This is a genomic window from Myxococcus sp. NMCA1, from assembly GCF_026810205.1.
In the GTDB taxonomy this organism is placed as follows: domain Bacteria; phylum Myxococcota; class Myxococcia; order Myxococcales; family Myxococcaceae; genus Myxococcus; species Myxococcus xanthus_A.
In genome coordinates this window covers 5,532,233-5,555,546 of sequence record NZ_CP113950.1, presented here as the reverse complement: position 1 = coordinate 5,555,546, position 23,314 = coordinate 5,532,233, and the positions used below count along the sequence as shown (strand labels likewise).

General features: G+C 68.6%; 24 protein-coding genes and 1 pseudogene. 21 read left to right on the top strand and 4 right to left on the bottom strand.

The window, feature by feature from the left end; all coding sequences use genetic code 11:
• The first annotated feature begins 129 nt into the window (after positions 1 to 129).
• Positions 130 to 1,074 carry an arginine deiminase family protein gene (locus tag OZ403_RS22885; RefSeq protein WP_268781728.1) on the top strand — a complete coding sequence of 315 codons (945 nt, stop codon included), beginning with the start codon at positions 130 to 132 and terminating at the stop codon, positions 1,072 to 1,074.
• Between the two features lie 24 nt (positions 1,075 to 1,098).
• Here OZ403_RS22885 and OZ403_RS22880 read toward each other — a convergent pair whose 3' ends face one another.
• Positions 1,099 to 1,302 (bottom strand): hypothetical protein, encoded by a 204-nt coding sequence (locus tag OZ403_RS22880; RefSeq protein ID WP_140792976.1) that lies wholly within the window; start codon positions 1,300 to 1,302, stop codon positions 1,099 to 1,101.
• Between the two features lie 146 nt (positions 1,303 to 1,448).
• On the opposite strand from OZ403_RS22880, the gene OZ403_RS22875 reads away from it, so the two are divergent.
• From OZ403_RS22875 to coaBC, 6 genes and pseudogenes are all read left to right on the top strand, one after another.
• Positions 1,449 to 2,054, top strand: coding sequence for a hypothetical protein (locus tag OZ403_RS22875; protein WP_140792974.1), 606 nt, complete (start codon positions 1,449 to 1,451; stop codon positions 2,052 to 2,054).
• Between the two features lie 47 nt (positions 2,055 to 2,101).
• Entirely contained in the window at positions 2,102 to 2,614 is a 513-nt protein-coding gene (locus OZ403_RS22870) for an FHA domain-containing protein (protein WP_268781727.1), read from the top strand.
• Between the two features lie 61 nt (positions 2,615 to 2,675).
• A complete protein-coding gene (locus tag OZ403_RS22865) occupies positions 2,676 to 3,959 on the top strand; it encodes a Stp1/IreP family PP2C-type Ser/Thr phosphatase (RefSeq protein WP_140796553.1) in 1,284 nt (427 codons plus the stop codon).
• A gap of 107 nt (positions 3,960 to 4,066) precedes the next feature.
• On the top strand, positions 4,067 to 4,510 hold the full coding sequence (locus tag OZ403_RS22860; RefSeq protein WP_268781726.1) for a hypothetical protein: 444 nt from the start codon (positions 4,067 to 4,069) through the stop codon (positions 4,508 to 4,510).
• Between the two features lie 102 nt (positions 4,511 to 4,612).
• Positions 4,613 to 7,581, top strand: a pseudogene (locus OZ403_RS22855) (carboxypeptidase regulatory-like domain-containing protein).
• 51 nt (positions 7,582 to 7,632) lie between these two features.
• Positions 7,633 to 8,853, top strand: a complete 1,221-nt coding sequence (coaBC, locus tag OZ403_RS22850) for a bifunctional phosphopantothenoylcysteine decarboxylase/phosphopantothenate--cysteine ligase CoaBC (protein WP_268781725.1) — start codon at positions 7,633 to 7,635, stop codon at positions 8,851 to 8,853.
• Here the strand turns inward: coaBC and OZ403_RS22845 are convergent.
• A complete protein-coding gene (locus OZ403_RS22845; protein WP_140792966.1) occupies positions 8,850 to 9,281 on the bottom strand; it encodes a PaaI family thioesterase in 432 nt (143 codons plus the stop codon). The genes coaBC and OZ403_RS22845 overlap by 4 nt on opposite strands.
• A gap of 199 nt (positions 9,282 to 9,480) precedes the next feature.
• Here OZ403_RS22845 and OZ403_RS22840 point away from each other — a divergent pair, with 199 nt between their 5' ends.
• The 3 genes from OZ403_RS22840 to OZ403_RS22830 all read left to right on the top strand — a co-directional run bounded on the left by OZ403_RS22840 (position 9,481) and on the right by OZ403_RS22830 (position 12,786).
• Positions 9,481 to 10,545: a uracil-DNA glycosylase gene (locus tag OZ403_RS22840; protein ID WP_174258862.1), complete on the top strand. Its 1,065-nt coding sequence runs from the start codon at positions 9,481 to 9,483 to the stop codon at positions 10,543 to 10,545.
• A 28-nt stretch (positions 10,546 to 10,573) separates the two neighbouring features.
• A complete protein-coding gene (locus tag OZ403_RS22835) occupies positions 10,574 to 11,581 on the top strand; it encodes an alpha/beta hydrolase (protein WP_140792965.1) in 1,008 nt (335 codons plus the stop codon).
• Between the two features lie 173 nt (positions 11,582 to 11,754).
• Positions 11,755 to 12,786, top strand: coding sequence for an L-erythro-3,5-diaminohexanoate dehydrogenase (locus OZ403_RS22830; RefSeq protein WP_140792964.1), 1,032 nt, complete (start codon positions 11,755 to 11,757; stop codon positions 12,784 to 12,786).
• 89 nt (positions 12,787 to 12,875) lie between these two features.
• Here OZ403_RS22830 and OZ403_RS22825 read toward each other — a convergent pair whose 3' ends face one another.
• Positions 12,876 to 13,493: an ankyrin repeat domain-containing protein gene (locus OZ403_RS22825; RefSeq protein WP_140792962.1), complete on the bottom strand. Its 618-nt coding sequence runs from the start codon at positions 13,491 to 13,493 to the stop codon at positions 12,876 to 12,878.
• A 176-nt stretch (positions 13,494 to 13,669) separates the two neighbouring features.
• On the bottom strand, positions 13,670 to 15,205 hold the full coding sequence (locus OZ403_RS22820) for a catalase (RefSeq protein ID WP_442929608.1): 1,536 nt from the start codon (positions 15,203 to 15,205) through the stop codon (positions 13,670 to 13,672).
• A 261-nt stretch (positions 15,206 to 15,466) separates the two neighbouring features.
• Between OZ403_RS22820 and OZ403_RS22815 the strand changes: the two genes are divergently transcribed.
• From OZ403_RS22815 to OZ403_RS22765, 11 genes are all read left to right on the top strand, one after another.
• Positions 15,467 to 17,017 (top strand): lysine 5,6-aminomutase subunit alpha, encoded by a 1,551-nt coding sequence (locus OZ403_RS22815; protein ID WP_140792958.1) that lies wholly within the window; start codon positions 15,467 to 15,469, stop codon positions 17,015 to 17,017.
• Positions 17,014 to 17,493: a hypothetical protein gene (locus tag OZ403_RS22810; RefSeq protein ID WP_140792956.1), complete on the top strand. Its 480-nt coding sequence runs from the start codon at positions 17,014 to 17,016 to the stop codon at positions 17,491 to 17,493. Before OZ403_RS22815 ends, OZ403_RS22810 begins: the two co-directional genes overlap by 4 nt.
• A 4-nt stretch (positions 17,494 to 17,497) precedes the next feature.
• Complete coding sequence (locus tag OZ403_RS22805) at positions 17,498 to 18,283, top strand: OAM dimerization domain-containing protein (RefSeq protein ID WP_140792954.1); 786 nt, start codon at positions 17,498 to 17,500, stop codon at positions 18,281 to 18,283.
• The gene (locus OZ403_RS22800) at positions 18,280 to 18,678 is read left to right on the top strand and encodes a hotdog fold domain-containing protein (RefSeq protein ID WP_201799732.1); all 399 of its coding nucleotides are present in this window, start codon (positions 18,280 to 18,282) and stop codon (positions 18,676 to 18,678) included. Before OZ403_RS22805 ends, OZ403_RS22800 begins: the two co-directional genes overlap by 4 nt.
• A complete protein-coding gene (locus tag OZ403_RS22795; protein WP_140792952.1) occupies positions 18,675 to 19,502 on the top strand; it encodes a 3-keto-5-aminohexanoate cleavage protein in 828 nt (275 codons plus the stop codon). Before OZ403_RS22800 ends, OZ403_RS22795 begins: the two co-directional genes overlap by 4 nt.
• A 129-nt stretch (positions 19,503 to 19,631) precedes the next feature.
• Positions 19,632 to 20,033, top strand: a complete 402-nt coding sequence (locus OZ403_RS22790; protein WP_140792950.1) for a hypothetical protein — start codon at positions 19,632 to 19,634, stop codon at positions 20,031 to 20,033.
• A gap of 9 nt (positions 20,034 to 20,042) precedes the next feature.
• On the top strand, positions 20,043 to 20,420 hold the full coding sequence (locus OZ403_RS22785; RefSeq protein ID WP_140792949.1) for a DUSAM domain-containing protein: 378 nt from the start codon (positions 20,043 to 20,045) through the stop codon (positions 20,418 to 20,420).
• A 96-nt stretch (positions 20,421 to 20,516) separates the two neighbouring features.
• Entirely contained in the window at positions 20,517 to 21,107 is a 591-nt protein-coding gene (locus OZ403_RS22780; protein ID WP_237077330.1) for a hypothetical protein, read from the top strand.
• A 75-nt stretch (positions 21,108 to 21,182) separates the two neighbouring features.
• Positions 21,183 to 21,779, top strand: coding sequence for a hypothetical protein (locus OZ403_RS22775; RefSeq protein WP_140792948.1), 597 nt, complete (start codon positions 21,183 to 21,185; stop codon positions 21,777 to 21,779).
• 322 nt (positions 21,780 to 22,101) lie between these two features.
• Entirely contained in the window at positions 22,102 to 22,692 is a 591-nt protein-coding gene (locus tag OZ403_RS22770; RefSeq protein WP_268781724.1) for an AHH domain-containing protein, read from the top strand.
• A 3-nt stretch (positions 22,693 to 22,695) separates the two neighbouring features.
• On the top strand, positions 22,696 to 23,274 hold the full coding sequence (locus OZ403_RS22765) for an imm11 family protein (RefSeq protein ID WP_140855586.1): 579 nt from the start codon (positions 22,696 to 22,698) through the stop codon (positions 23,272 to 23,274).
• Positions 23,275 to 23,314: the final 40 nt, after the last annotated feature.

Below are 23,314 nucleotides of genomic sequence, written 5' to 3'. Positions count from 1 at the left end.
CTAGTCTTGACGGAGTTCCGAGGTAAATTTCTGGTGCCAGCGCTCAGGCAGGGGGTTGGCGCTTTCCAGGTGGGGTCTCGGCGCCAGGAGTCCGGGCTGACTCACCGCTGTGACGACAGGTGCTTGCAGATGGCGTTCAGCGAGTTCGAGTGCTGGTCCGAATCAGGCCAGTTGGATTGCGTGGCGGTGTTCCGGCCCGCGGCGCTGGATGTCACCAGCGCGGAGGAGGCGGCGGCGGTCGGCTTCATGCGGCCTGTCACGCGCAGTGAGGCGGAGGACGCCTTTGGCCGGCTGCGGGACACGCTGACGCGCCTCGGTTGCCAGACGATTGACCTGTGGGAGTTGCTACCGGAGCGCGAGCGCGCGGTGAGCGACACCACGGTGAACCGGGTCTTTGTCCGCGACACCGCGGCGGTGCTCGGGCGTCAGCTGGTGACGGGCACGGCGGCCTTTCCCGTGCGGCTGGCGGAGTTCGACGTGGCGCACCGCGCGCTGTCGCAGCTCCATCCGGAGCTGTCGAGCGACGAGGTCGCGACGTCCGCGCGCATCGAGTTCGGGGACGTCTTCGTGCTCGACGCGGGGCGGCTGCTGGTCAACGTGGGGCTGCGCAGCGACGCGCGTGCGCTTCAACCCTTCCTGGAGCTGGCGTGGCGTTCGGGCTTCCGCGAGGCCGCCGTCGTCCGCATCCCGGAGAGCCTGGGCATCATCCACCTGGATCTGGCCTTCAACGTGCTTGGGCCGCGGGCGGTGGTGGCGCGGGCCTTTCTTCGCCACACGCCCATCCAGGTGTTCGCACAGGGCGTTGCGCCGCACTGGGAGCCCTTTGACGGCTACTTCGCCCAGCGGGGCCGCCGCGTCATCCCCTTCGAGCCGAAAGGGGAGAGCGGCTTCATGTCGAACTTCATCTACGTGGGGCCCGACCTGATTCTCGCCTCGGAGAGCGCCTCGGTGGCCCTTCGTCCTCTGGCGAAGGAGGCCGGCATCGAGGTGGCGAGCGTCGACATCGAGGCGCTGGAGCGGGGCAACGGCAGCGTCCGGTGCCTCACGATGCCCCTTCGCCGGCGCGCGGTGTAGCGAAGGACCGCCGGCGAACCACGCTCAGGAAGGGCGGTTCACCGTGGGCGGGTGGGGCATGTCGCCTTCGCGCTCGTAGTAGAGGCTCGCGCAGCCCTGCTCGTAGACCACGAGCACCCGGTCACTTTCCTCCAGCAGGTCGGAGACCTTCTCCGTGGTCTTGCGGACGAGTACGTCGAACCTACCCGGGCGCTGTTTGTTTCCGGCCCGGACTGTCACGACTGGCATGCGGGGTTCCGCTCCTTGTGCCCCGCGGCGAGCGGTTCCGGGAGGACATCCCCGGCCTGGGCCCATCCGAAGGTAACAAAGGCGTGTCATAACCAAACGAACAGTCCGTTGACAAGCGGGCCGCGCCATGGCGGGAAGAGGCTCCCATGCTCCGCAAGCTTCCCGTTCTGCTGGTTGGTGTTCTTGGTCTGGCCTCTTCCGCGGGCGCACAGGAGGCGCAGCGGCCTCCGGAGCACCGCTCTCCGACGCCCGCCTGGGCGCCTCGCGGCGTGCTTCTGGGGGTCAGCGCCCAGGACGGCCTGGTGGCCTCCCAGACGAAGGTGCAGTGGCAGTTCACCTTCTATCAGGACCGCAAGGACGCCTTCGCCTTGCTGCTGGAGGGCAGTCTGTCGTGGGGGCTCGCGTTCCCCGATGCCGAGGAGGGCAAGCCGCAGAACGCGGTGCGCTCCTTCTACCAGCACAGCCCGCAGTTGGGTGTGGGCTACCGGAACCACCTGCCCGGCCAGGTGCACTGGGGCTTCCAGGTCACCGGCGGTCCCGTCTTCTACGGCGCGGACTTCGACGGTGGGCTGGAGAAGGACCGGCGCGTGGCGGGCCTCATCGAGGGCCGCGTCCACCTGGGCTACCAGTTCGGGGACATCGCCGGTGGGCTCGCTGTGGGGTATGCCGAGGCATTTGGCTACAAGCGCCGCAGCCTTGGCCGCTTCTTCGTAGGTGGCCCGATGGTCGGGTTGTTCGTGGATTGGCGCTAGGCTTTGCGTAGAGTGTGGCTTGCGAGCACCCTGTTCGCACGCCGCGTATGCCCGAGCCGCTCAGCGCCCATGTGTCGCGATACCTCCGCAACCGAGAAGTCTTCGAGCGGAACCTGCCAGCCGCGCTGCTCGTCTTCACTCCGGCGACGGAGGAAGGCAGCGGCGGGGACGGGGAGGAGTACCGTCTGAAGACGGTGACGAACGCGGGGACCCCCACGCTGGGGGCCAGCGGGCCATTGGTGTTTCCCGTCGTGAAATCGCGGACGAACGCCTTCGGGCGGGGCATCACCGTGGGGCGGACGGGCAACAACGACGTGGTCCTGGACGACGGGAGCGTGTCCCGGTTCCACGCCTGGTTCAGCCGGGAGGAAGGCCATGCGGGCTTCCTGCTGACGGATGCCGGGTCCAAGAATGGCGCCTGGGCGGGGGGCGTCCGCCTGGTGCCCCGGAAGGCCGTTCCGGTGGCGGATGGGGCTCGGTTGCGCTTCGGCCAGGTGGAGGTCGGCTTCTACACGGCCAGCGGTTTTGTGCGGATGCTGGCCGTAAGGATGGCTCCCTGAGCCTTGCCACGTCTTCGTGGGCCTGCGTAACGTGCGGAGTCGCCCTCTGTCACACACGGGAGTGTTCGCGGTGGCCTTGACCACAGAAGCTTTTGGACTGACCGACGTCGGCCGCAGGCGGCAGCACAACGAAGACGCGATGCTGGTGGATGCGGCACTCGGCCTCTACGTGGTGGCTGACGGCATGGGCGGTCACGCGGCCGGCGAGGTCGCGAGCAACCGCGCCACGGAGGTCGTCAAGCAGCACATCTCCGCCAACCGCCATCTGTTGAAGGACCTGGGCAACAACCCGACGCCGGACAGCCGCTCCGCGGCGGCGGCGCTCGTCGAGGTGGCCGTCCAGCGCGCGTGCGCGGACATCTACCGGACGGCGATGTCGGACGCGACCAAGCGCGGCATGGGCACGACGTTCGTGTGCCTCGCGGTGGGCGGCAACAAGGGCGTCATCGGCCACGTGGGTGACAGCCGTGTCTACCTGGTGCGGCATGGCCAGTGTCACCGGCTGACGGAGGACCACACGCTGGTCGCCGCGCAGCTCAAGGCCGGCACGATTACCAAGGACCAGGCCGCCAACTCGCAGTACCGCAACGTGATTACCCGCGCGGTGGGCATCCAGGAGTCCGTCCAGGTCGACACGCTCATCGTGGACCTGGTGCCCGGGGACATGTTCATCCTCTGCTCGGACGGCCTGCATGGCTATGTCGAGGACGAGGAGGTCCTTCCGCTCATCTCCGGCATCGCGCCCGCGGACCTGCCCAAGCGCTTCATCGACGTCGCCAACGAGCGCGGCGGCAAGGACAACATCACCGCGGTGGTGGTGAAGGTCGCGGGCGAAGGCGCCACCGTCAGCGAGGAGTCGAGCGAAGCGCAGTCGCGCATGGAGGCGCTGCGCAAGATTCCGCTCTTCCGTCACCTCACCTACAAGGAGCAGACGGCGGTGCTGTCCATCGCGACCACGCGCACGTATCCCGCGGGGCGTGAAATCGTGGTGGAGGGGCAGCCGGGTGAGGAGCTCTTCGTCGTCATCCGGGGCCGGGTGGCCATCGAGAAGAACGGCGTGGAGATCGCCGAGCTGCGCGCGGGTGGCCACTTCGGAGAGATGGGGCTCATCGACAACGCGCCGCGTTCGGCGACGGTGCGGGCGACGGAGCCCACGCGCACCATGGTCATCTCGCGGCCGGACCTGATGGGCCTGATGAAGCGCGAGTCCATCCTCGCGGTGAAGATGCTCTGGAGCTTCGTCCAGGTGCTCAGCGACCGGCTTCGCGCCACCAACTCGGAGCTCAGCGAGGCGCGGCAGGAGCTGGCCGTGGCCCAGGCGATTGCTCCGTTCGCCGAGGAGTAGGAGGACGCGTCATGGCCCCTCGTCGACCGAAGCAGCTTCGTCCCGAATCTCAAGCTCGTCAGACGCCCCAGGTACGTTCGCGCCGTTCCGTTGTCGGAGGGCGGCGCATGGCGAGGGCGGTGGGCGGCGACGTGGTGGTGAAGTTCCTGGGCGAGGTGGTCGAGCTGCGCCAGGAGCTGAGGGCGACGCAAGGGGACGTCGAAGGCATGGCGATGGGCATGGTGTCCATGCGGTCGAACATGGCGACCATGCAGTCGAACATGGCGGTCATGCAGACGAACATGGCGGTCATGCAGTCGAACATGGTGGCCATGCAGTCGAACATGGCGGCCATGCAGACGAACATGGACTCCATGATGGGCAACATGGAGACGATGATGTCGACCGTGGAGTCCATGATCGTGGGGCTGCGTTCCGTGTCGGGACGCATGAGCCGGATGGAGGCCCATGCGGGCCGCATGGCCCGGCTGCTGACCTCCATGGCGGATTCGACCCAGGAGCGTTTCGAGCGGGTCGAGAAGCGCCTGGATGACCTCGAAGACAAGCTGTAGGCGCGGCTCGCCCATGCGTCCGGGAAAGGACGCGTCCGGAATTTTCAGGGGGAATCGGCCGTTCCGCGCCCGGTCCCGGGCTAACGTCCGCGCCGTCTGCGCATGCGCAACTGGATTGTCATAGGCGTGATGGCGACCCTGCTCGCGGCAGGGGTGGTGTGGCTGTGGCCCGGCACGGAGACGGGGCCCGCCGCTCGCGACAGGCACGCCGCCACTGGCAAGGCCCTGCCGGAGTTCGCCGCCGTGGACGTGGCCTCCGCGGGCGAGGGGTTGGCGCTCACGGGACGTGTGCTGGACGCCTCGGGTCGTCCCGTCGCGGGCGCGGAGGTGTTCCTGGCCGCCAGCGCGGAGCGGACGCTCCTGGGCGTCCATTGTGATGCGTGTGGCCAGGCGCTCCTGTCCTGCCCGGCGCGTGAGACGGCGCTGCACACGCTGGCGTTCTTCGAGCAGCAGCAGGGCTTCCTGACGCCGCGGGCCACGGTCAGCACGGACGCGGACGGGCGCTTCCGCTTCGAGCAACTGGCTGGCGTGTCCTTCTCCGTGTGGGCCCGCGCGCCAGGGCTGGGCGTCGCGCTCCGCGAGCGGGCCGCGCCGGGAGACCCGGTGGAGCTGTACCTGCCGCCGCTGCGCACCCTGGTGGGGCAGGTGGTGGACGAAGCCGGCCGGCCCTTGGCGGGGGCTCACGTGCACGGAATGTCGCGGCGGGCGCCGCTGCCCTTCGAGTCCACGACTGGCTCGGATGGCCGCTTCACCCTGACGGGCCTGGGCGAGGGCCTTTCTATGTGCTGGCCACGGCGGAGGGGTACCTGCCCGCGGTGGAGTCCCAGGTGGAGGCGGGGCCACAGCCCGTGCGCCTGAGGCTGACGCCCGCGCGCACCCTGGAGGTCCGCGTCACCCGGAACGGGTCCCCCGCGGCCGCGTTGGTGCGGCTGCGCGCGGACCACCTGTCGCGGGAGCTGCGCACGGACGGCGCTCCGGTGCGCTTCACCGGCTTGTATCCGGACGAATTGGTGGTGACCGCGGAGGCCAAGGGCCTGGCGTCCGTGCCCCGCGTCTTGGCACTGGACGAGCGCGTCACCCAGGTGACGTTGGCACTCGAGGAAGCAGGGAGCCTGCTCGTCACGGTGGTGGACGAGGACGGCCATCCCGTGCCGCAACCAGAGCTGCTGCTGCGCATGCCGACGGGGGAAGTCGTCCGGCAGGAGCGCGGTGGCACCGGCGCGTTGGTGACGCTGGGCCCCCTGGCCGTGGGCAACTACGTGCTGACCGGACAGGCCGAGGGCTTCCGTGATGCGCAGCTGCCCGCGAAGGTGACGCCAGGGGAGACGGCGCTCGAGCTGGAGATGGAGCGCGCCACCGTCATCAGCGGACAGGTGCTGGATGTCTATGGCCGGCCCGCGCCGGGTGTGTCCGTGTTGGTGCAGCCCACGGGCGCGTCGACGCTGGCGGACGGGGAAGGGCGCTTCATCGCGCAGGTGCCCACGCCGGGGCTGTACGAGCTGCATGCGCACCACTCGGAGTGGGGCGGTGGCCAGTTGAAGGTGACGGCGCCGGCCACCGACGTGCAACTGGCGCTGGAGCCTCGCGCGTCGTTGGAGGTGACGGTCTCCGCCGAGGGCCGCCGCGTGGAAGGCGCAGACGTGGTGCTGTGGGTGGAGCAGCAGGGCATCTTCCGGAGTGACCGGCCGTCCGGCTCGGATGGCATGGTCCCGATGCGCGGGATGCCGGCGGGCACGTATTCGATGATGGCGTCCCATCCCGACTATCAGCCGTCGGAGCGCCGGGAGGTGACGCTGACGGAAGGGCAGTCGCTGAAGCTGGAGGCGGAGCTGAAGCCCGGAGCGCCGCTCAGTGGCGAGGTGGTGGACGGGCAGAACGCGCCGGTAGCGGGCGCCACGTTGGTGGTGGTGCCCCGTGGCGCGGAGCCCGTGCAGTCCGACGCGAGCGGCCGTTTCGAGTTCCGTGCGCTGCGGCCGGACCGGGGCTACCGCTTGGAGGTGCGGCACCCGGGCTATGACCAGATCGAGCGCGCCGAGGGCAAGGCGGGTGGCCCACCGGTGCGAGTGGTGCTCAAGAAGCGCGACGTCTACCGCGGGCGCGTCATGGGCGATGACGGTGAGCCGGTGCGCCGCTTCCGCGTGGACGAGCACGATGTGAATGCACCGGATGGCCGCTTCGAGCTGCCGTTGCCCTCGGCAGGCGACCGCGTCATCGCGTCGGTGGACGCGGCGGGCTACGAGCCGCTGATGGTGGATCGCCCGGTCTCGCCCGACCTGGGAGACCTGGTGCTGGAGAAGCTGCCGGGTGTCTCGGGCCGCGTGGTCGACGAGGGCGGCGGGCCGGTGCCAGATGCCGTGGTGTCGTGCGACGTCTGTGACGACTCCGTGCTCTCCGGGCCGGACGGCACCTTCACGGTGGCCAGCCCGCCCTATGTGACGCGCTACTCGCTCACGGCGCGCAAGGGGCGGTTGAGCGCCACCCAGTCGTTGGAGCGGGGCGCGCGGGGGCCGGTGGAGCTCAAGCTGCGGCAGGCCACGCGTTTGAGCGGCCGGGTGTACCGCCAGGACGGGAGCCCCGCGGCGGGCTTCGAGGTCGAGGCCGTCAACGCGGACCGCAGCGAACCGCTCACCATCGTCACCGGGCCGGATGGCGGCTACAGCGTGGAGGTCTCCCCGGGCAACTACCGCTTCGCGCTGGGCGCGAACCGGGAGTTCTCTGGCGAGCCGGCGCTGGTGGTGCAGGTGGGCGGCTCGGAGATGTCGCTGGACCTGGGCCCGGGGCCGGGCACCGCGTCGCTGGTCGTCCAGGTGAAGCCGGAGCGGGGCCGGGCGCTGTGGGTCGTCGCGGGAGAGCTGGGGGCGGTGGGCAATCCTCCGGCGGTGGCGTTGATGCGCTCGCGCTGGGCGCAGCTCGTGTACCAGCCCCGGTCGGAGCAGGTCCGCCTGAGCGGCCTGCGTCCCGGGCGGTACACGCTGGTGTGGGGCAACTTCCACGTGGAGACCCCAGGCGGACCGGAGGTCCGCGTCGTGGATGTGCCTTCGAGCAGTGACGTCGTGATGATGGCCCGCTGAGGCCCTGCCGGGACGGTTGCGAGCCCGCCTCCCCGCGCATTAGGAAGCCGCATGGACGTGACGACTCTGAAGGGCCGCCGGGTGGTCGTTGGCGTGGGTGGCGGCATCGCGGCGTACAAGGCCTGCGAGCTGGTGCGGGAGCTGTCGCGTGCGGGCGCCGAGGTGCGGGTGGCCATGACGGAGTCCGCGCGCCAGTTCGTCACTCCGCTCACCTTCCAGGCGCTCAGCGGGCACCCTGTGCTCACGGACTATTTCGACCCTGCCCAGGAGGGGAACTTCGGCCACCTGGACCTGGCTCGCTGGGCCGAGGCATTCGTCGTGGCGCCGGCCACCGCTGACCTGCTGGCGCGCATCCGCGCGGGCATGGGGAACGACGCCGTGACGACGTCGCTGCTCGCCTTCCGGGGGCCGGTGGTGCTGGCGCCGGCGATGAACGTGGCCATGTGGGACAACCCCCTGACGCAGGAGAACCTGGTGGCCCTGCTGGCTTATCCGCGCTTCTCGCGCGTGGGCCCAGGCGCGGGGATGCTGGCCTGTGGTGACGTGGGGGAGGGGCGACTGGCGGACGTTCCAGCCATCGTCCAGGCGGTCGCGGCGCGTTTTGGCGCTGGCCCGCTGGCGGGGAAGCGGGTGCTGCTGACGGCGGGCCCCACGCGCGAGTTCCTGGACCCGGTGCGGTTCATCTCCAATCCCTCCACTGGGAAGATGGGCATGGCGCTCGCGCACGCGGCCCGGACCCTGGGCGCCGAGGTGACAGTGGTGCTCGGTCCCGTGGGCACCGTGGAGCGCGGCGGCTTGGACATCGTGGACGTGGTGAGCGCGGACGACATGGCGCGCGAGGTGCTCTCACGAGTGGGCACGGTGGATGCGTTCATCGCCACGGCGGCGGTCAGCGACTGGCGCCCGGAGACGCGCGCGCCGCAGAAGGTGAAGAAGGGCGCTTCAACGTCGCCCGAGGCGCTGACGCTCGTGCGCACGCCGGACGTGCTCGCGGAGGCCTCCCGCCAGGTGGTGGGACAGCCGAAGCGGCCGGTGCTGGTGGGCTTCGCGGCGGAGACGGAGCGCGTGGTGGCGCACGCGCGCGACAAACTGGAGCGCAAGGGGCTGGACGCGATTGTCGCCAACGACGTGACGGCCCCTGGCGCGGGCTTTGGCACGGACACCAACCGGGTGACGGTGCTCACGCGCTCGGGCGCGCAGCATGAACTCCAGGGCAGCAAGCACGAGGTGGCGCGGGCCCTCATCCAGTTGCTGCTCGTGTCACCGTCCTAACGGGGCTCCATCACCGCGAGGGTGACGGTGGTCTTCGACACGAGCCGGGGCGTGCCGCCGGAGATGGCGTGGACCTCGGACTCCGTGACGATGAGCCGGCGGCCGGCGCGGAGCACCCGGGCCTTGCACCGAAGTTCTTCACCGGACGCCGTCTGGAGCAGGTGGACGGTGAAGCTGGTGGACAACACCCGCTGGCCCTTGCGGACCACGGAGAAGGCCGCCGCGCCCGCCGTATGGTCCGCCAACGTCGCCTGGACACCAGCGTGGATGACGCCATCCTGCTGCAGGTGACGGGGCTGCACCACCAGCCGGGCCTCCACCTCGCCGGGGCGGATGTCCACGGGCTGGATGCCCAGGTCCATGACGAAGGCGGCCGTTGTGAACAGGGCCTCCGTGTCCTGGCGGTAATCCGGGTTCTGGTGCTCCATGGCGGCTCCTCGCTGCGTGACACCGGGTTGGGGGCGCAAGATAGCGTGGGCCAGGGGCGCCTCCGGGGCGGATGACTGGGGGCAGGGCGGGGTAGGACTCCGGGCGTGGGCCTGCAACTGCTCTGGCGGGAGGCGAACAGCCGGCTCGGGCGTCCGCTTCCTTGCGCACGGGCGCCACGTCCGATACCGATCCAGGACCGTGATTGATGACACGCCCGAGGCCTCGCAGGACCTTAGTGCCCTGCTGGACGATGTGCGCCGCCACCTCCTCTGGCAGGAGGAGGCCGCTGGCCGGGTGCTGATGATTGACGCCAAGGCGGCGCTCGAGCTCCAACGCTCGGCTCCCTCCTTGCGCGCGCGCTTCGCCCGGACCCAGGGGGCCGCGGACGCTGGGCCTCCTGCTCTCCCCGAGGCACCGCTGCCCCGGCCGCCGCTGGCAAGCCAGGCACCGGAGCCCCGTTCCATCGGCACGGAGCGGCCGGGCCCGGCGACTCCTGCTGGTGCAGCGGGACTGCCCGGACACGGTGTCGCAGCGCCGGCCCGGGTGCCGCCCCCAGCCCGTCCGGGGGGCATGGCTCTTGGCACCGTTGAGGGCCGGCCTCCGGCGCCCCGGACGCCGGGAGCGGGGATGCGTGTGGATGCGCCGCCGCCCACGTCGCGGCCCGCTGGGGCGCTGCCTGGAACGGCGAACGGCGAGCGGCCGACGTTGGACGAGATTCGCCGGGAGCTGGGTGACTGCCAGCGCTGCACGCTGTGCTCGACGCGCAAGAACCTCGTGTTCGGCTCGGGCAACCCTCGCGCGGAGCTGGTGTTCGTGGGCGAGGGCCCTGGTGAGAGCGAGGACCTGCAGGGCGTGCCCTTCGTCGGCGCGGCCGGCGACCTGCTGACGAAGATGATTGGCGCGATGGGCTACCGCCGCGATGACGTCTACATCTGCAACGTCGTGAAGTGCCGGCCACCGGGGAACCGCAATCCGGAGCCGGAGGAGATTGCCTCCTGCGAGCCCTTCCTGCGCGCGCAGCTGGCCGCCATCCAGCCCAAGGTGGTGGTGGCGCTGGGCAAGTTCGCGGCGCAGACGCTGCTGCGGGACAGCACGCCCATCACCCGCCTGCGCGGCAACTGGCGCACCTACGAGGGCATCCAGCTGATGCCCACCTTCCACCCGGCGTACCTCCTGCGCAGCCCGGCGGAGAAGCGCAAGGCGTGGGAGGACCTCCAGGCGGTGATGAAGGCGCTGGGGAAGCAACCCGGTTCGCGCGCGTAGCCGCGGGCCCGATGAAGGGAATGCACGGATGAATGGATTGCTGGAGTCGAGTGAGCTGCTGTCGCCGGCGCTGGAGTCGAACCCGCTGGGGGACCCGGCTCGCCGCAAGCTCACCGTGTATCTTCCGCCGGGCTACGGCGCGGATGATCGGCGCTACCCCGTCGTCTACTTCCTGCATGCCTTCGGCAACAGCGGCGGCTCTTGGACGAACGCGTCGGGCTTCGCGCCCACCGTCCCCCAGCGCCTGGACGCGCTCGTCGAGTCGGGCGCGATTCCGCCCGTCATTGGCGTCTTCCCGGATGCCTGGACGTCGCTGGGCGGCAGCCAGTGGGTGAACAGCGACGCCATTGGCCGGTACCGCGACTACCTGACCAAGGACGTGGTGGGCTTCGTGGACCGCACCTACCGCACCCTGCCGAAGGCGGCTTCGCGCGCCGTGGTGGGGCACAGCTCCGGTGGCTATGGCGCGCTGGTGATGGGCCGCTACCACCCGGACCTGTTCTCCCACGTGGGCGCGCACGCCGCGGATTCCTACTTCGAATACTGCTACCTGCCGGACCTGCCGAAGGCCGCGGCGGCGCTGCTGAAGGCCGGCGGCGTGGAGGCGTGGCACTCCGAGTTCCGGGCGCGCGTGAGCGAGACGAAGATGCGCGGGGACGACTTCCCGGTGGTGAACGTCCTGGCGATGGCCGCCGCGTATTCGCCGAAGAAGGGCGAGCCGCTCAACGTGGAGCTGCCCTTCGACGCGAACACGGGCCGGCTGCGGCTGGACGTGTGGAACCGGTGGCTGGTGCACGATCCGGTGCGCTTCGTGCCGAAGTTCATGGACGCGTTCCGGAAGCTGAAGACGGTGTACCTGGACTGCGGGACGCGTGACGAGTTCAACATCCGCTGGGGCACGCGGATGCTCGCGGAGGAGTTCAAGAACGCGGGCGTGGAGCGCGTCCACGAGGAGTTCGAGGACGGCCACTCCGGTGTGTCGTACCGCTTCGCGCGCTCGCTGTCCGTCCTGGTGCCGAACCTGGCGCAGGACTGACGCACGGGGCCAGGGCCTCCTCGCGGTGGACGGGATGCCCGCTGGGGGACGCCCCGGCCCACCGCGCGTGACGTGACGCTGGCCTTTTCCCTGCCCAAGCGGGTAGACGCCTCCCTGGGTGCGCCCCGCCGCGGCGGGGCCGGGCGCCCGAGAACCTTCAGGGAGACGGGAACATGAGCATCGACCTCTACGGGCTGTCTCGCGTCGTCGGCGAGAAGGGCGTGCTGCCCCAGCGCGCGAAGCAGTTGGACCCTGCGCTGCCGTGCCGCGAGTCCGAGCTGCTCATCGACGTGGAGAGCCTCAACATCGACGCCGCGTCCTTCAAGCAGATCAAGGGCGAGGTGGGCGGCGACGCGAAGCGCATTGGCGAGCGCATCCAGGAAATCGTCCGTGAGCGCGGGAAGATGCAGAACCCCGTGACGGGCTCGGGCGGCATGTTGATTGGCCGCGTGAAGGAGCTGGGCGCCAGGCACCCCGCGCGCGAGCTGCTCAAGGTGGGCGACCGCATCGCCACGCTGGTGAGCCTGACGCTGACGCCCCTGGTCATCGAAGAGGTGAAGGCGGTGCACGCGGACATCGACCGCGTGGACATCCGCGGACACGCGCTCCTGTTCGCCAGCGGCATCTACGCGAAGCTGCCCACGGACATGCCGGACACGTTGGCGCTCGCGGCGCTGGACGTGTGTGGCGCGCCCGCGCTGGTGGCCCGGCACGTGCGGCCGGGCATGACGGTGGCGGTGCTGGGCGCGGGCAAGAGCGGGGCGCTGTGTCTGGCGCAGGCGCGGCGCAACCTGGAGAGCCGGGGCAAGCTGCTGGCGCTCGACGTGTCGCAGGGCGCGCTGGACCTGCTGTCCGGCATTGGCCTGTGCGACGTGGCCCTGAAGGTGGACGCGACGCAGGGCGTGGACGTCATGGAAGCGGTGAGCCGGGCGACGGATGGCCAGCTCTGCGACCTGGTGGTCAACTGCGCCAGCGTGGGCAACACGGAGATGGCCACCATCCTGTCGGTGAAGGACGGCGGCACGGCCATCTTCTTCTCCATGGCCACCAGCTTCACCGCGGCGGCCCTGGGCGCCGAGGGCGTGGGCAAGGACGTCACCATGGTGGTGGGCAACGGCTACGTGCCCGGCCACGCAGCGCTGACGCTGGACCTGCTGCGCACCGAGCCGGAGCTGCTCCAGCTCTTCGGCACACGGTACGTCTAGCAGCCGGGCCGTCTGGCCTGATTCCCGGCGGCGTCTTCACCGGGATGGGGCCTCCTGGGCCTCATCCAGGGCCGGGCAATGCCTTCGTGTCATCGCGCCGAGGCGGAGGTCTCCGGCGCGGTGGGCGCCTGCGGCACGGGCGCGCTGGGCTCCTGCGTGCGCGCCCAGTCCTGGGCGCTGCGGCCGCTGCCATCGCGCACGTCGGGGGAGGCGCCCTGCTGGCGAAGCTGGTCCACCACCTCCTCGCGGCCGAACAAGGACGCGAACATCAGCGCCGTCTGGCCGAAGCGGTTGCTCTGGTCCACCGCGCAGGGCTGCTGGTTGAGCAATCCGACGATGTCCGCATAGCCCTTGAAGGCCGCACCCATGAGCGCGGTGTTGCCGTTGTTGTCGCCAGCGCACGCATCCGCGCCCCCGGCGAGCAGGGCGCGCACCGTGTCCGCATGCCCGTGGTACGCGGCGAGGATGAGCGGCGAGAAGCCGCGAGCATCCCGCGCCTCCACCGGCGTCCCCGCCTGGACGAGCCCGGCGACGATGTCCGTCTCCCCGGCACGGGCGGCGGCCAGCAGGTAGCGCTCCGCCTCGCTCGTGGCCAGCAGGCGCCCTTGTGGCGCGGGCGTGGCGCGCAGGGACATCCACGCGGCCGTCAGCACCCCAGCACCCAGCATCAACAGGCCCAGCGTTCCCAGCAGCAGCTTGCGAATCATGGAGGACTCCAGAAGAGAGGGGGCCTGCTCCCGCTGAGGGAAGACCGGGATGTGACGGGCGGCGAGAGGGGGGAAGTCGCCGTGCGCCACCACATCCCGGCCTTCTCCCAGGGGGAGTGGCGGGAAACGCCGGGCCCTGGCGGAAGCACGCCTGCCAGGGCCCGGAGAAGAGTGAATCAGCGGGCGGCGAGCGTGGCCACGGCGGCCTTGGCGTCGTCCACCTTGACGTTGACCGCCTTGGCCAGGCGGGTGCCGTAGTCAGGGTTGGCCATGAAGAAGTGGCCCACCATGCGCGCCTTCACCTTGGCGTCACGCACCTGGTTCAGGTCCGCGGCCAGGTTCTTGATGAGGCGGTCCTTCCCGCCCGCGTCGAGCGCCAGATAGAAGGCGCCGGCCTGCGCGAAGTTGTCCGTCTTCTCGATGCCGCGCTGCTGCGTGGTGCCGCTGAGCGGCGCGTTGGAGAAGAGGTACTGCGGCGCGTCCTGCGTCTCACGGGTGACGCTGGGCTCGTAGTTCACGTCCGACTTCGTGTTGGCGAAGTTCATGCTGCCCGCCTGGTTGTTGCTGTTCACCGTCGCGCGAGCCCGGTTGATGGGCAGCGACTGGTAGTTGGCGCCAATGCGGTAGCGCTGGGTGTCGGCGTAGGAGAACAGGCGGCCCTGCAGGAGGCGGTCCTCGGAGGGCTCGATGCCCGGCGGCTGCACGCCGGGCGAGAAGGCCGCCTGCTCGGTCTCCTCGAAGAAGTTGTCCGGCATCTTGTTGAGCGTGAACTTGCCCAGCTTGATGGACGGCACCTGCGCCTCGGGCCAGATCTTCGTCGCGTCGAGCGGGTCGAAGCTGAACTTGTCCAGCTCCTTGGGGTCCAGCACCTGCACGCTCAGCTCCCACGAAGGGAACTTGCCCGCGCCGATGGTGGCGTAGAGGTCCGTGGTGGCGTGCTGGTGGTCCTCGGAGACCACGCGGGCGGCGTCCTCGGCGGTGAGGCTCTTCACGCCCTGCTGCGAGCTCCAGTTGAACTTCACGTACTTGTACTCGCCCTTCGCGTTGACGAACTTGAAGGCGTGCACGCCGTGCCCGTTCATCTGGCGGTAGTTCGCCGGGATGCCGATGTCCGAGTACACCTGCGTGAGCATGTGCGTCGACTCGGGCTGGTGCGAGAAGAAGTCGAAGAAGCGGTTCGGGTCCTGCTTGTTCGTGATGGGCGACGGCTTCAGCGAGTGCACCATGTCCGGGAACTTGATGGCGTCGCGGATGAAGAAGATGGGCAGGTTGTTGCCCACCAGGTCCCAGTTGCCCTCGTCCGTGTAGAACTTGAGCGCGAAGCCGCGAGGGTCGCGCAGCGTCTCCGGCGAGCCCGACGGGTGGATGACCGTGGAGAAGCGCACGAACATCGGCGTCTTCTTGCCCTTCGCGGAGAAGACGGACGCGCGCGTCAGCTTGGAGAAGTCACCGTAGCTCTCGAAGGTGCCGTGGGCGCCGGTGCCGCGCGCGTGGACCACGCGCTCGGGGATCCGCTCACGGTCAAAGCGAGCCAGCTTTTCGATGAGGTGGAAGTCCTCCAAGAGGATGCCGCCACGAGGGCCGGCCGTCTTGGAGTTCTGGTTGCTCCCCACGGGGGAGCCGGTGTCCGTCGTCAGGGGAGGGGGCGTCGCGGCAACGGCGGCCGATCCGCCAAAGAGAATGGCGGTTAGAAGCAGGGAGCGGGCTTGCAAGGGATTCTCCTTGTCTCAGGGGGTAAGGCAGTCCCGTCCTAAGCAGGCCCCATGCCACCGTCAGAGTCTGAATGATTCCAGTGAGTTGAGCGTTGTGTTCAAGAGAGTCCACCGAAAAGCCGGTGGCATCACCGTCCTGTCGGTGGAGGGACTCACCGGCCCTTCGGTGCTTTGAACTCGGAACCGATAATGCGGTGCGGCAACGTCATACAGGTGCGCATCGGCGCTACCGGCTGTCGTTCGGGCGGGTAAGGTGCGCCCATGCCAGGCCCGTTCATTGAAGACGCGCGGATTGATCATGCGCGCAAGCTGGCGGACGAAATCGTCAACCCGATCTTCGACCTCATCCGCCGTAACACCACTGTATCCACCGAGCGCACCGTGCTGCGCTTCTTCGGCCTCTCTGGAGCTGGCGCGCGGGGCGTGCCGCTCGCCAACCTGATGGTGGACAAGCTGAAGGCCGCCGGGGTGCTCAACAAGGGCGCCGCTTACTGGTACGGCCGCGCGCTGCATCTGGGCGCGAAGAGCCCGCTGGAGGCCGTGGAGCGGCTGACGGCGCTCCCCACCGAGAAGCTGGCCCCCCTGTCTCCCGAGCAGGAGCACAACCTCCGTGAGGAGGTCCGCGCGGAAGCCCGCGCCGCGCTCGATGACTTGAAGGCCCGCATCGCCCAGCGCGAAGAGCTCCGCAAGCAGTTCCCCATGCCCCCCGCGCCACACAAGTACGTCATCGTGGCCACGGGCAACATCTACGACGACGTGGACCAGGCGCGCGCGGCGGCCCAGGCGGGCGCGGACGTCATCGCCGTCATCCGGTCCACGGCGCAGTCGCTGCTGGACTACGTGCCCCACGGCGCGACGACGGAGGGCTACGGCGGCACCTACGCCACCCAGGAGAACTTCCGCATCATGCGCGAGGCCCTGGATGACGAGAGCCGCAAGCTCAAGCGCTACATCCAGCTGACCAACTACTCGTCCGGCCTCTGCATGTCGGAGATCGCCTTCTGCGCGGCCTACGAGAAGCTGGACATGCTGCTCAACGACGCGATGTACGGAATCCTCTTCCGTGACATCAACATGCGGCGCACGTTCATCGACCAGTACTTCAGCCGCCGCATCTGCGCCCTGGCCGGCATCATCATCAACACCGGCGAGGACAACTACATCACCACCGCGGACGCGTACGACGCGGCCCACACCGTCATCGCCAGCCAGTTCATCAACGAGTGCTTCGCCAAGCGCGCGGGCCTCAAGGACTGGCAGCTGGGCATCGGCCACGCGTACGAAATCGACCCGTACCGCGAGGACACGCTGCTGCTCGAGCTGTCCCAGGCCATGCTGGTGCGCCGCTGCTTCCCGGACGCGCCGTTGAAGTACATGCCGCCCACCAAGCACAAGGAGACGGACATCTTCTTCAGCCACGCGTACGACGTGATGGCGAACCTGGTGGCCATGTGGACGCGGCAGGGCATCCAGTTGCTGGGCATGATGACGGAGGCCATGCACACGCCGCTCTTGGCGGACCGCTACGTGGCACTCAAGTCCGCGGCCTACATCCACCGCGCGGCGCGAGGCATCGACGAGGAGTTCACCGTCCGCGAGGACGGGAAGATCGCCAACCGGGCCCGCGAGGTGTTCGCCCGGGCGGAGCAGCTGCTCCAGGAGTGCCGCGACGAGGGCATGGTGACCGCCATCGGCCGGGGCCACTTCGGTGACGTGAAGCGCGAGGAGACCGGCGGCAAGGGCCTCGACGGCGTGCTGGAGAAGGCGCCGGACTATTTCAACCCGTTCCTGGAACTCCTGGAGGCGCAGTGATGCTCGGTTCAATCCTTGCCATGGTGCTCTCCGCGGGCGGCTCCGCGGATGCGCTGGCGCAGGTCCAGGTGAAGAACGTCTCCCTCCAGGTTCCCGCTTCGTGGAACCGCTCCGAGGATGCGGGGACGTTCAAGTTCCAGGCGCCCAGCGGGGACGCCTACTTCCTGGTTGACGTGGGCGCCGTGCAGACGGCGGGCATGAAGGCTCAGACGTGCGTGGACAAGATTGTCGCGTCCATTGGCGGCAGGGGCTGGGAGCGTCTGAAGGTGGGCGCCCAGCCAGCGGCGAAGCGTCAGGAGACGGACGTGGCGCCGGATGGCAGTGGCGCGGTGGATTCCGTGACGTATGTGGGCTGCGACGGAAAGACGACGTGGTCCGTCGTCTTCTACCTGGAGCAGACGAAGAAGGAGCGGTTCGCGCCGCTGGCCCAGAAGGTGGGCTCCAGCGTCAAGATTCAGCGGGCCGGGGGGAAGTGAGCCGATGGTGAAGCCGAGCAAGCAGATCATCCGTCCCTACGGCGACCGGCGGGACGACGGCGTGGTGCAGCTGTCGTTCACCCTGCCGGTGCCGCTGTCCGAGAAGGCCAAGGAGGCCGCCGCCGTCTTCACGAAGAAGATGGGCTTCACCGACGTGAAGGTGGCCGCCGCCGAGCGCGCCGCGGACACCTACACCTTCTTCATCGTCTACGCGCGTTCAGCCGTCACGCTGGACTACGCCGAAATCGACGTGCCCGAAGTCGTCGTGAAGAAGATGTCCTTCGACGACCTCAACGCCTTCATCAAGGAGAAGGTGAAGCGGCGCATCGTGGTGTTCGGCGCCTGCACGGGCACGGACACGCACACCGTGGGCATCGACGCCATCCTCAACATGAAGGGCTACGCGGGCGACTACGGCCTGGAGCGTTACCCCGGGTTCGAGGCCTTCAACCTGGGCAGCCAGGTGCCGAACGAGGACCTCATCAAGAAGGCCATGGCGCGCAACGCGGACGCCATCCTGGTCAGCCAGGTCGTCACCCAGCGCGACGTGCACAAGGACAACTCGCGGCAGTTCATCGACGCGGCGAAGGCCGCTGGCATCCACGGCAAGGTCCAGTTGCTGCTGGGCGGGCCCCGCGTGGACCACAAGCTGGCGCTGGAGCTGGGCTTCGACGCCGGCTTTGGGCCCGGTACCAAGCCGTCCGACGTGGCCAACTACATCGTCCACGCGCTCCTCAAGAAGGAAGGCAAGGAGCCGAAGGACGCGCACTATCAGGGAGAGCCTCAGTGAGCACGGGAACGAAGGCGGTCATCCGGCTGCGCATGAGCAGCCACGACGCGCACTACGGCGGCAACCTGGTCGACGGCGCGCGGATGCTGGGCCTCTTTGGCGACGTGGCCACGGAGCTGTGCATCCGCAGCGACGGGGACGAGGGCCTCTTCCGCGCCTATGACTCCGTGGAGTTCCTGGCCCCGGTGTACGCGGGCGACTTCATCGAGGCGGAAGGCGAAATCGTCAGCGCGGGCAACACGTCGCGGAAGATGCGCTTCGAGGCGCGCAAGGTCATCAAGCCGCGGCCGGACGTGAATGACTCGGCGGCGGACGTCCTGACGGAGCCGGTGGTTGTGTGCCGGGCCACGGGGACGTGCGTGGTGCCCAAGGACAAGCAGCGAGGCCAGAAATGAGCACGCCCATGGTCATCACCGCGGCCATGGTGGGCGCGGAGACGACGCGCGAGCAGACGCCGCACCTGCCCATCACCGCGGAGGAGATCGCCGAGGACGCCGCGCGCTGCCGCGAGGCCGGCGCGGCGATGGTGCACCTGCACGTGCGCACGGCGGACGGCAAGCCGTCGCAGGACGCGGAGTTGTTCCGCGCGGCCATCCGCGCCATCCGCAAGCGCACGGACGTGCTCATCCAGACGTCCACGGGCGGCGCGGTGGGCATGACGGTGGACCAGCGCTGCGGGCCGCTGACGCTCACCGGCGAGGACCGGCCGGACATGGCCACCTTGACGACGGGCACGGTGAACTTCGGCGAGGAGGTCTTCTGGAATCCCCGGCCGCTGGTGCGTGACATCGCCAGGCGCATCCGCGCAGCCGGGTTGCGGCCGGAGCTGGAGTGCTTCGACGTGGGCATGATTGACGAGGCCCGCTACCTGGCGAAGGAAGGCCTGGTGGACCTGCCGGCGCACTTCGACTTCGTGCTCGGGGTGCCGGGTACGTTGCAGCCGCGTCCGGAGGTGCTGGACTTCATGATCGCCTCGCTGCCCGAAGGTTCCACCTGGACGGTGGCGGGCGTGGGCCGGCACCAACTGGCCTACGTGGACGAGGCGGCGAAGCGGGGCGGCAACGCGCGCGTGGGCCTGGAGGACAACATCTACGTGTCCAAGGGCGTGCTCGCGAAGGGCAACTGGGAGCTCGTCGCCGAGGCGGTGAAGCGCGCGCGGGCCCATGGCCGCGAGCCGGCCACTCCGGAACAGGCGCGCAAGCTGTTGCGGTTGTCGTAGCACCGCCGGACGTTTCGTGACGGCCGCCGCCCGAGTCCTGCCGGGCGGCGCCCGTCTTCGGAGTGTGGGGCTGGCTCTTGGTGCCGCACGTCCGGGTAAAGCCTGTTCTCCATGTAGAAGAATAGATCTTTGACGGGCCTGTCCGTCCTCCTGGCCGTTGTGTCGCTGGGCTGCGCCAGCAGTGCCACTGGCGCGGCCAGCCGCCGCGACGTCTATGCGCTGGCGTCCTGCACCGACACGGTGTCGTGCCGCGTCCAGCGCAACCCCGGCATGCCCGAAGCGTGCGGCCTCACGGCGGGCGAGGCCGCCGCGCACCTTGCGACCATGGATGCCGCGGTCAGGTTCGCGAGCGAGAAGGTGAAGGAGGGAGAGGAGGCTGGCGCCGACGACGGATGGCGGGCGCACTGCACTGACCAGTATGTCCGGTGTCGAGACCAGAAGAAGCCTCGATGGGTTGGGGACTGCTACGCCTGCTTTCGATACTGCGAGGGGCAACGAGAGTGGCCCTTCCGTGACTGTCACCCTCGCTAGGAGAACGACATGACCACCCAACGGGATTGGGACGCGGTCAAAGACCTGAGCCGCCGCATCACAGATCCGGTTCAGCCCTTCCTCACCACCGAAACGCGCGCCCTTGTTCTGGCCACGGCGCACGACGTGGGGATTTCGCCAAGCGAAACAGCGCGTGCGCTCCAGGATGACGAAAGCGCCGCAGTTCTTGTGAGGGAGATTGCATCCCGCATCTCTACCGGTTCGAGGCGCCTGTCTCGCACCTTGGTTGAAGTCGACAGACGCCGGGATGCTGGGGACTTGGAGGGGGCTCGCCGACTGATCCAGGACGTCTTGGCCGTGGAGGTCGTGCCTCATTACGTGGACATCCTGAACACGTACCTTCAGGCAGTGGATGACGAGCCGTAGAACGGCCGCGGTGCGCGACTGACGGAACGTTCCCCCGTCCTGAAGGCAGTTGACGGCTTGTCCAGGCTGCGAGGGCCCGGCTAGGTTGCGGCGGCAATGGAGCCATCGCCTACGCCGCCCGCGCGGATGTCGCAGGGCAAGAAGATCCTCATCGGTCTTTCCGTTGGGCCGCTGGTCGCGGCGCTCACCGGGGTGGTGATGGTGGGCCTCTCGTCCATGGGCTGGATGCGGACCACGAACGTGGGACAGCTTCCGGAGTTGGCCGCCGTCCAGGCGCAGTTGTCGTCCCTGGATGCATGCGAGGTCGAATACGGAGCGCGGAAAGGGGCGGGCGGGAGGCGTTGGATTGGCTCCCAGGAATATGCCTACGTCACGCCCTGCGGGACTCCGTCCTCCTATCGTATCTCCGTCCGTGTGCCATCGGAGCGGCAGGTGCGCGACGTCGCCTTCGACATGAGGCGAAGCTCCGTCTCCGCGCCCTGGAAGATCCTGGTCGACAAGGATCAGACCGCGTTCCCCGCGCTCAAGCAGTCGCTCGAACAACTCGCCCCCTTCTTGCTCACGCAGTACCCCATCGAGCGCCAGGAAGACGCCGACTTGAAGGTGCGACTGGCACGCGAGAGACAGGAGCGGAAGGACGCTGAGCGCGCTCTCAAAGAAGAAGCGAAGAATTCTTATCCGGAGTGAATGTCTCGCCTTCTTGGCGTGCCGCCTGTTGACGGATTTTCGGTGTGCGCTCGCTCCACTTAGGCTCGTGCCTCAATGAATCCATCGTCTACGCAGTCGGCGCGGAAGTCCGGCAACTCCGCCATCATCATCATCGTCGCGGTGGTGATGGTGGTTGGTCTCATGGGCGGCGGGGCCTTTCTGGTCGTGGGGGGAGGGTTTGGCCGGGGCGGCTTGAATACCGACGTCAGCGGCCTTCAGGAACTCGCCGCGGTCCAGGCGCAGTTGCTGCCCCTGAATGCATGCCACATTGAGTACGGAGTGCGGTCAGGCGCGCTGCCGCACCGCTCGACGGGCTCCCGGAAGTCCGCCTCCGTCACGCCGTGCAGTGGGGCGTCGGTTTCCTATGTCTCCATCAGCGTTCCGGAGGAGCTTCAGTCGTCTCAAGTCGCCTTTGACATGACGCGAAGCTCCGTCTCCGCGCCCTGGAAGATCCTGGTCGACAAGGATCAGACCGCGTTCCCCGACCTCAAGCAGTCGCTCGAACGGCTCGCGCCCCTCATCGTGGAGAAGTATCCCGAGGCGCTTGCTCGCTCCATCCAGCGCAACGCGGAGAGTGAGCGCATGTGGCAGGAGCGCAAGGCCGCGGAGCGCGCTCGCACGGAAGCGGCGAAGAGCTCTTATCCGGAGTGAGTCACTGACCGTGAGCCCATTGCCTACGCAGCCGACGCGGAAGGGTCCAGGCCCGAATCGTGTGTAGGGCAGCCTGCTTGCTGGTAGGCGCTTGGTGTGGCTCAGGACTCCTGTAGGAAAGTGCGTGTTCGCCTGCGCCCGCGTGCCATTCATTAGTCGGCGTGGCGGGTGTGTGCTTCCAGGCATGCCCGTCATCATCCGTGGTGCCCGAGTCCGATTTCTGAAAACGAAGCCGGGCGAGGGGCCGAAGCCGCCTCCGCGCCCACCGTGTGAGTACTGCGGGAAGGCGTGGCACAAGTTCGCCGCCGCGTGGGGCTGGCACGTGGGGAACTCAACGGAGTTGCGGGAGAACATCCTCGCGGGCCGGGAGTCCAGCGAGCACCCCTGGTACACGGGGCGCTGGTCCATCGCCGCCCACCACCTCATCTGCTCGGAGGCCATGGCGGATGACGAGAACTGGGCCCGGTTCTGTCGGGAGTTCGGCTACGACATCAACCGGCGGGAGAATGGCGTCATGCTGCCCATGGTCATGGCCGTGGCATGCGAACTCCACGTCCCTGTCCACATCGGTCCTCATTCAGGAGGGTGGGCTTTCGACATGGACATGGCGTACCCAGATGCGGTGAAGGGAGCGCTGGAAGCTGTCGCTGATGCCGTGGAGCGGGGCGACTACTGCCAAAAGCCTGCGGCGCTGACGCAGTCCTTGGACCGGATCAGTCGCCAGATTCTCACGAAGCTGGCCAGCGGGAAGTGGACGCTCACCACCGATGGGCTGGACTACCTGCCTGGGGGGAGAGGTTGTGCCGGCGCCACGAGAATCCAGGACAAGCCGCGCCGTGCATGCCCCGTCGGGCGCAGTCACAGCGACACCAGGGAACCGCTACAGCGGCGTGCGCTTCAGGTGGGGGAGTAGGCCATGCAAGACGACTACTTTGTCCTCATTCGCGCCCGCTCCCAGCAGCACCCTCTGCTGGCGTGGGACCAGTCGGCCTCCGCATTTCGGAAAGGGAAGCCCGTGCAGGTAGTTGCGCCTGTGAAGTTGAAGCTGAGCGAGCCGGTGCCACCAAAGCTCGTCATGGCCGACTACCACAGTTTGCCCTCGCCCGTGGTGTCCGGCCGAGTCAAGGACGCGCTCGCGCGGGAGCGTCTTCATGGTGTTCAACTGGTTCCCGCGGACGTTCAGGTAGGGGAATCCGTATTGCGATACTGGCTTGTCCACATGTGGCGGCGGCTTGCATGCATGGACCGGGGCAATTCAGTCTTCGAGGAAGACGCGGACGGCCACTTCCTCCTGAGCCTTGACAAACTGGTGCTCGACGAGGCGGTGCTTGGAGAGGTTCCTCTCGAAGAGCGCTTGGCCTTCCGCCTCGCGGAGTCCGTGGTCCACCTATTCCATCGCACCGTGGTGGAGAAGGTGTTGTCCCTGTCGCCTCCCCCCGAAGGACTGCGCTTCATCCTCTTGGCAGAGTGGGGGGATTCTTCCGGATTCAGGTGAGCGAAGACTTGAGGGCTAATTACGGCGCTCGGTTGCATCT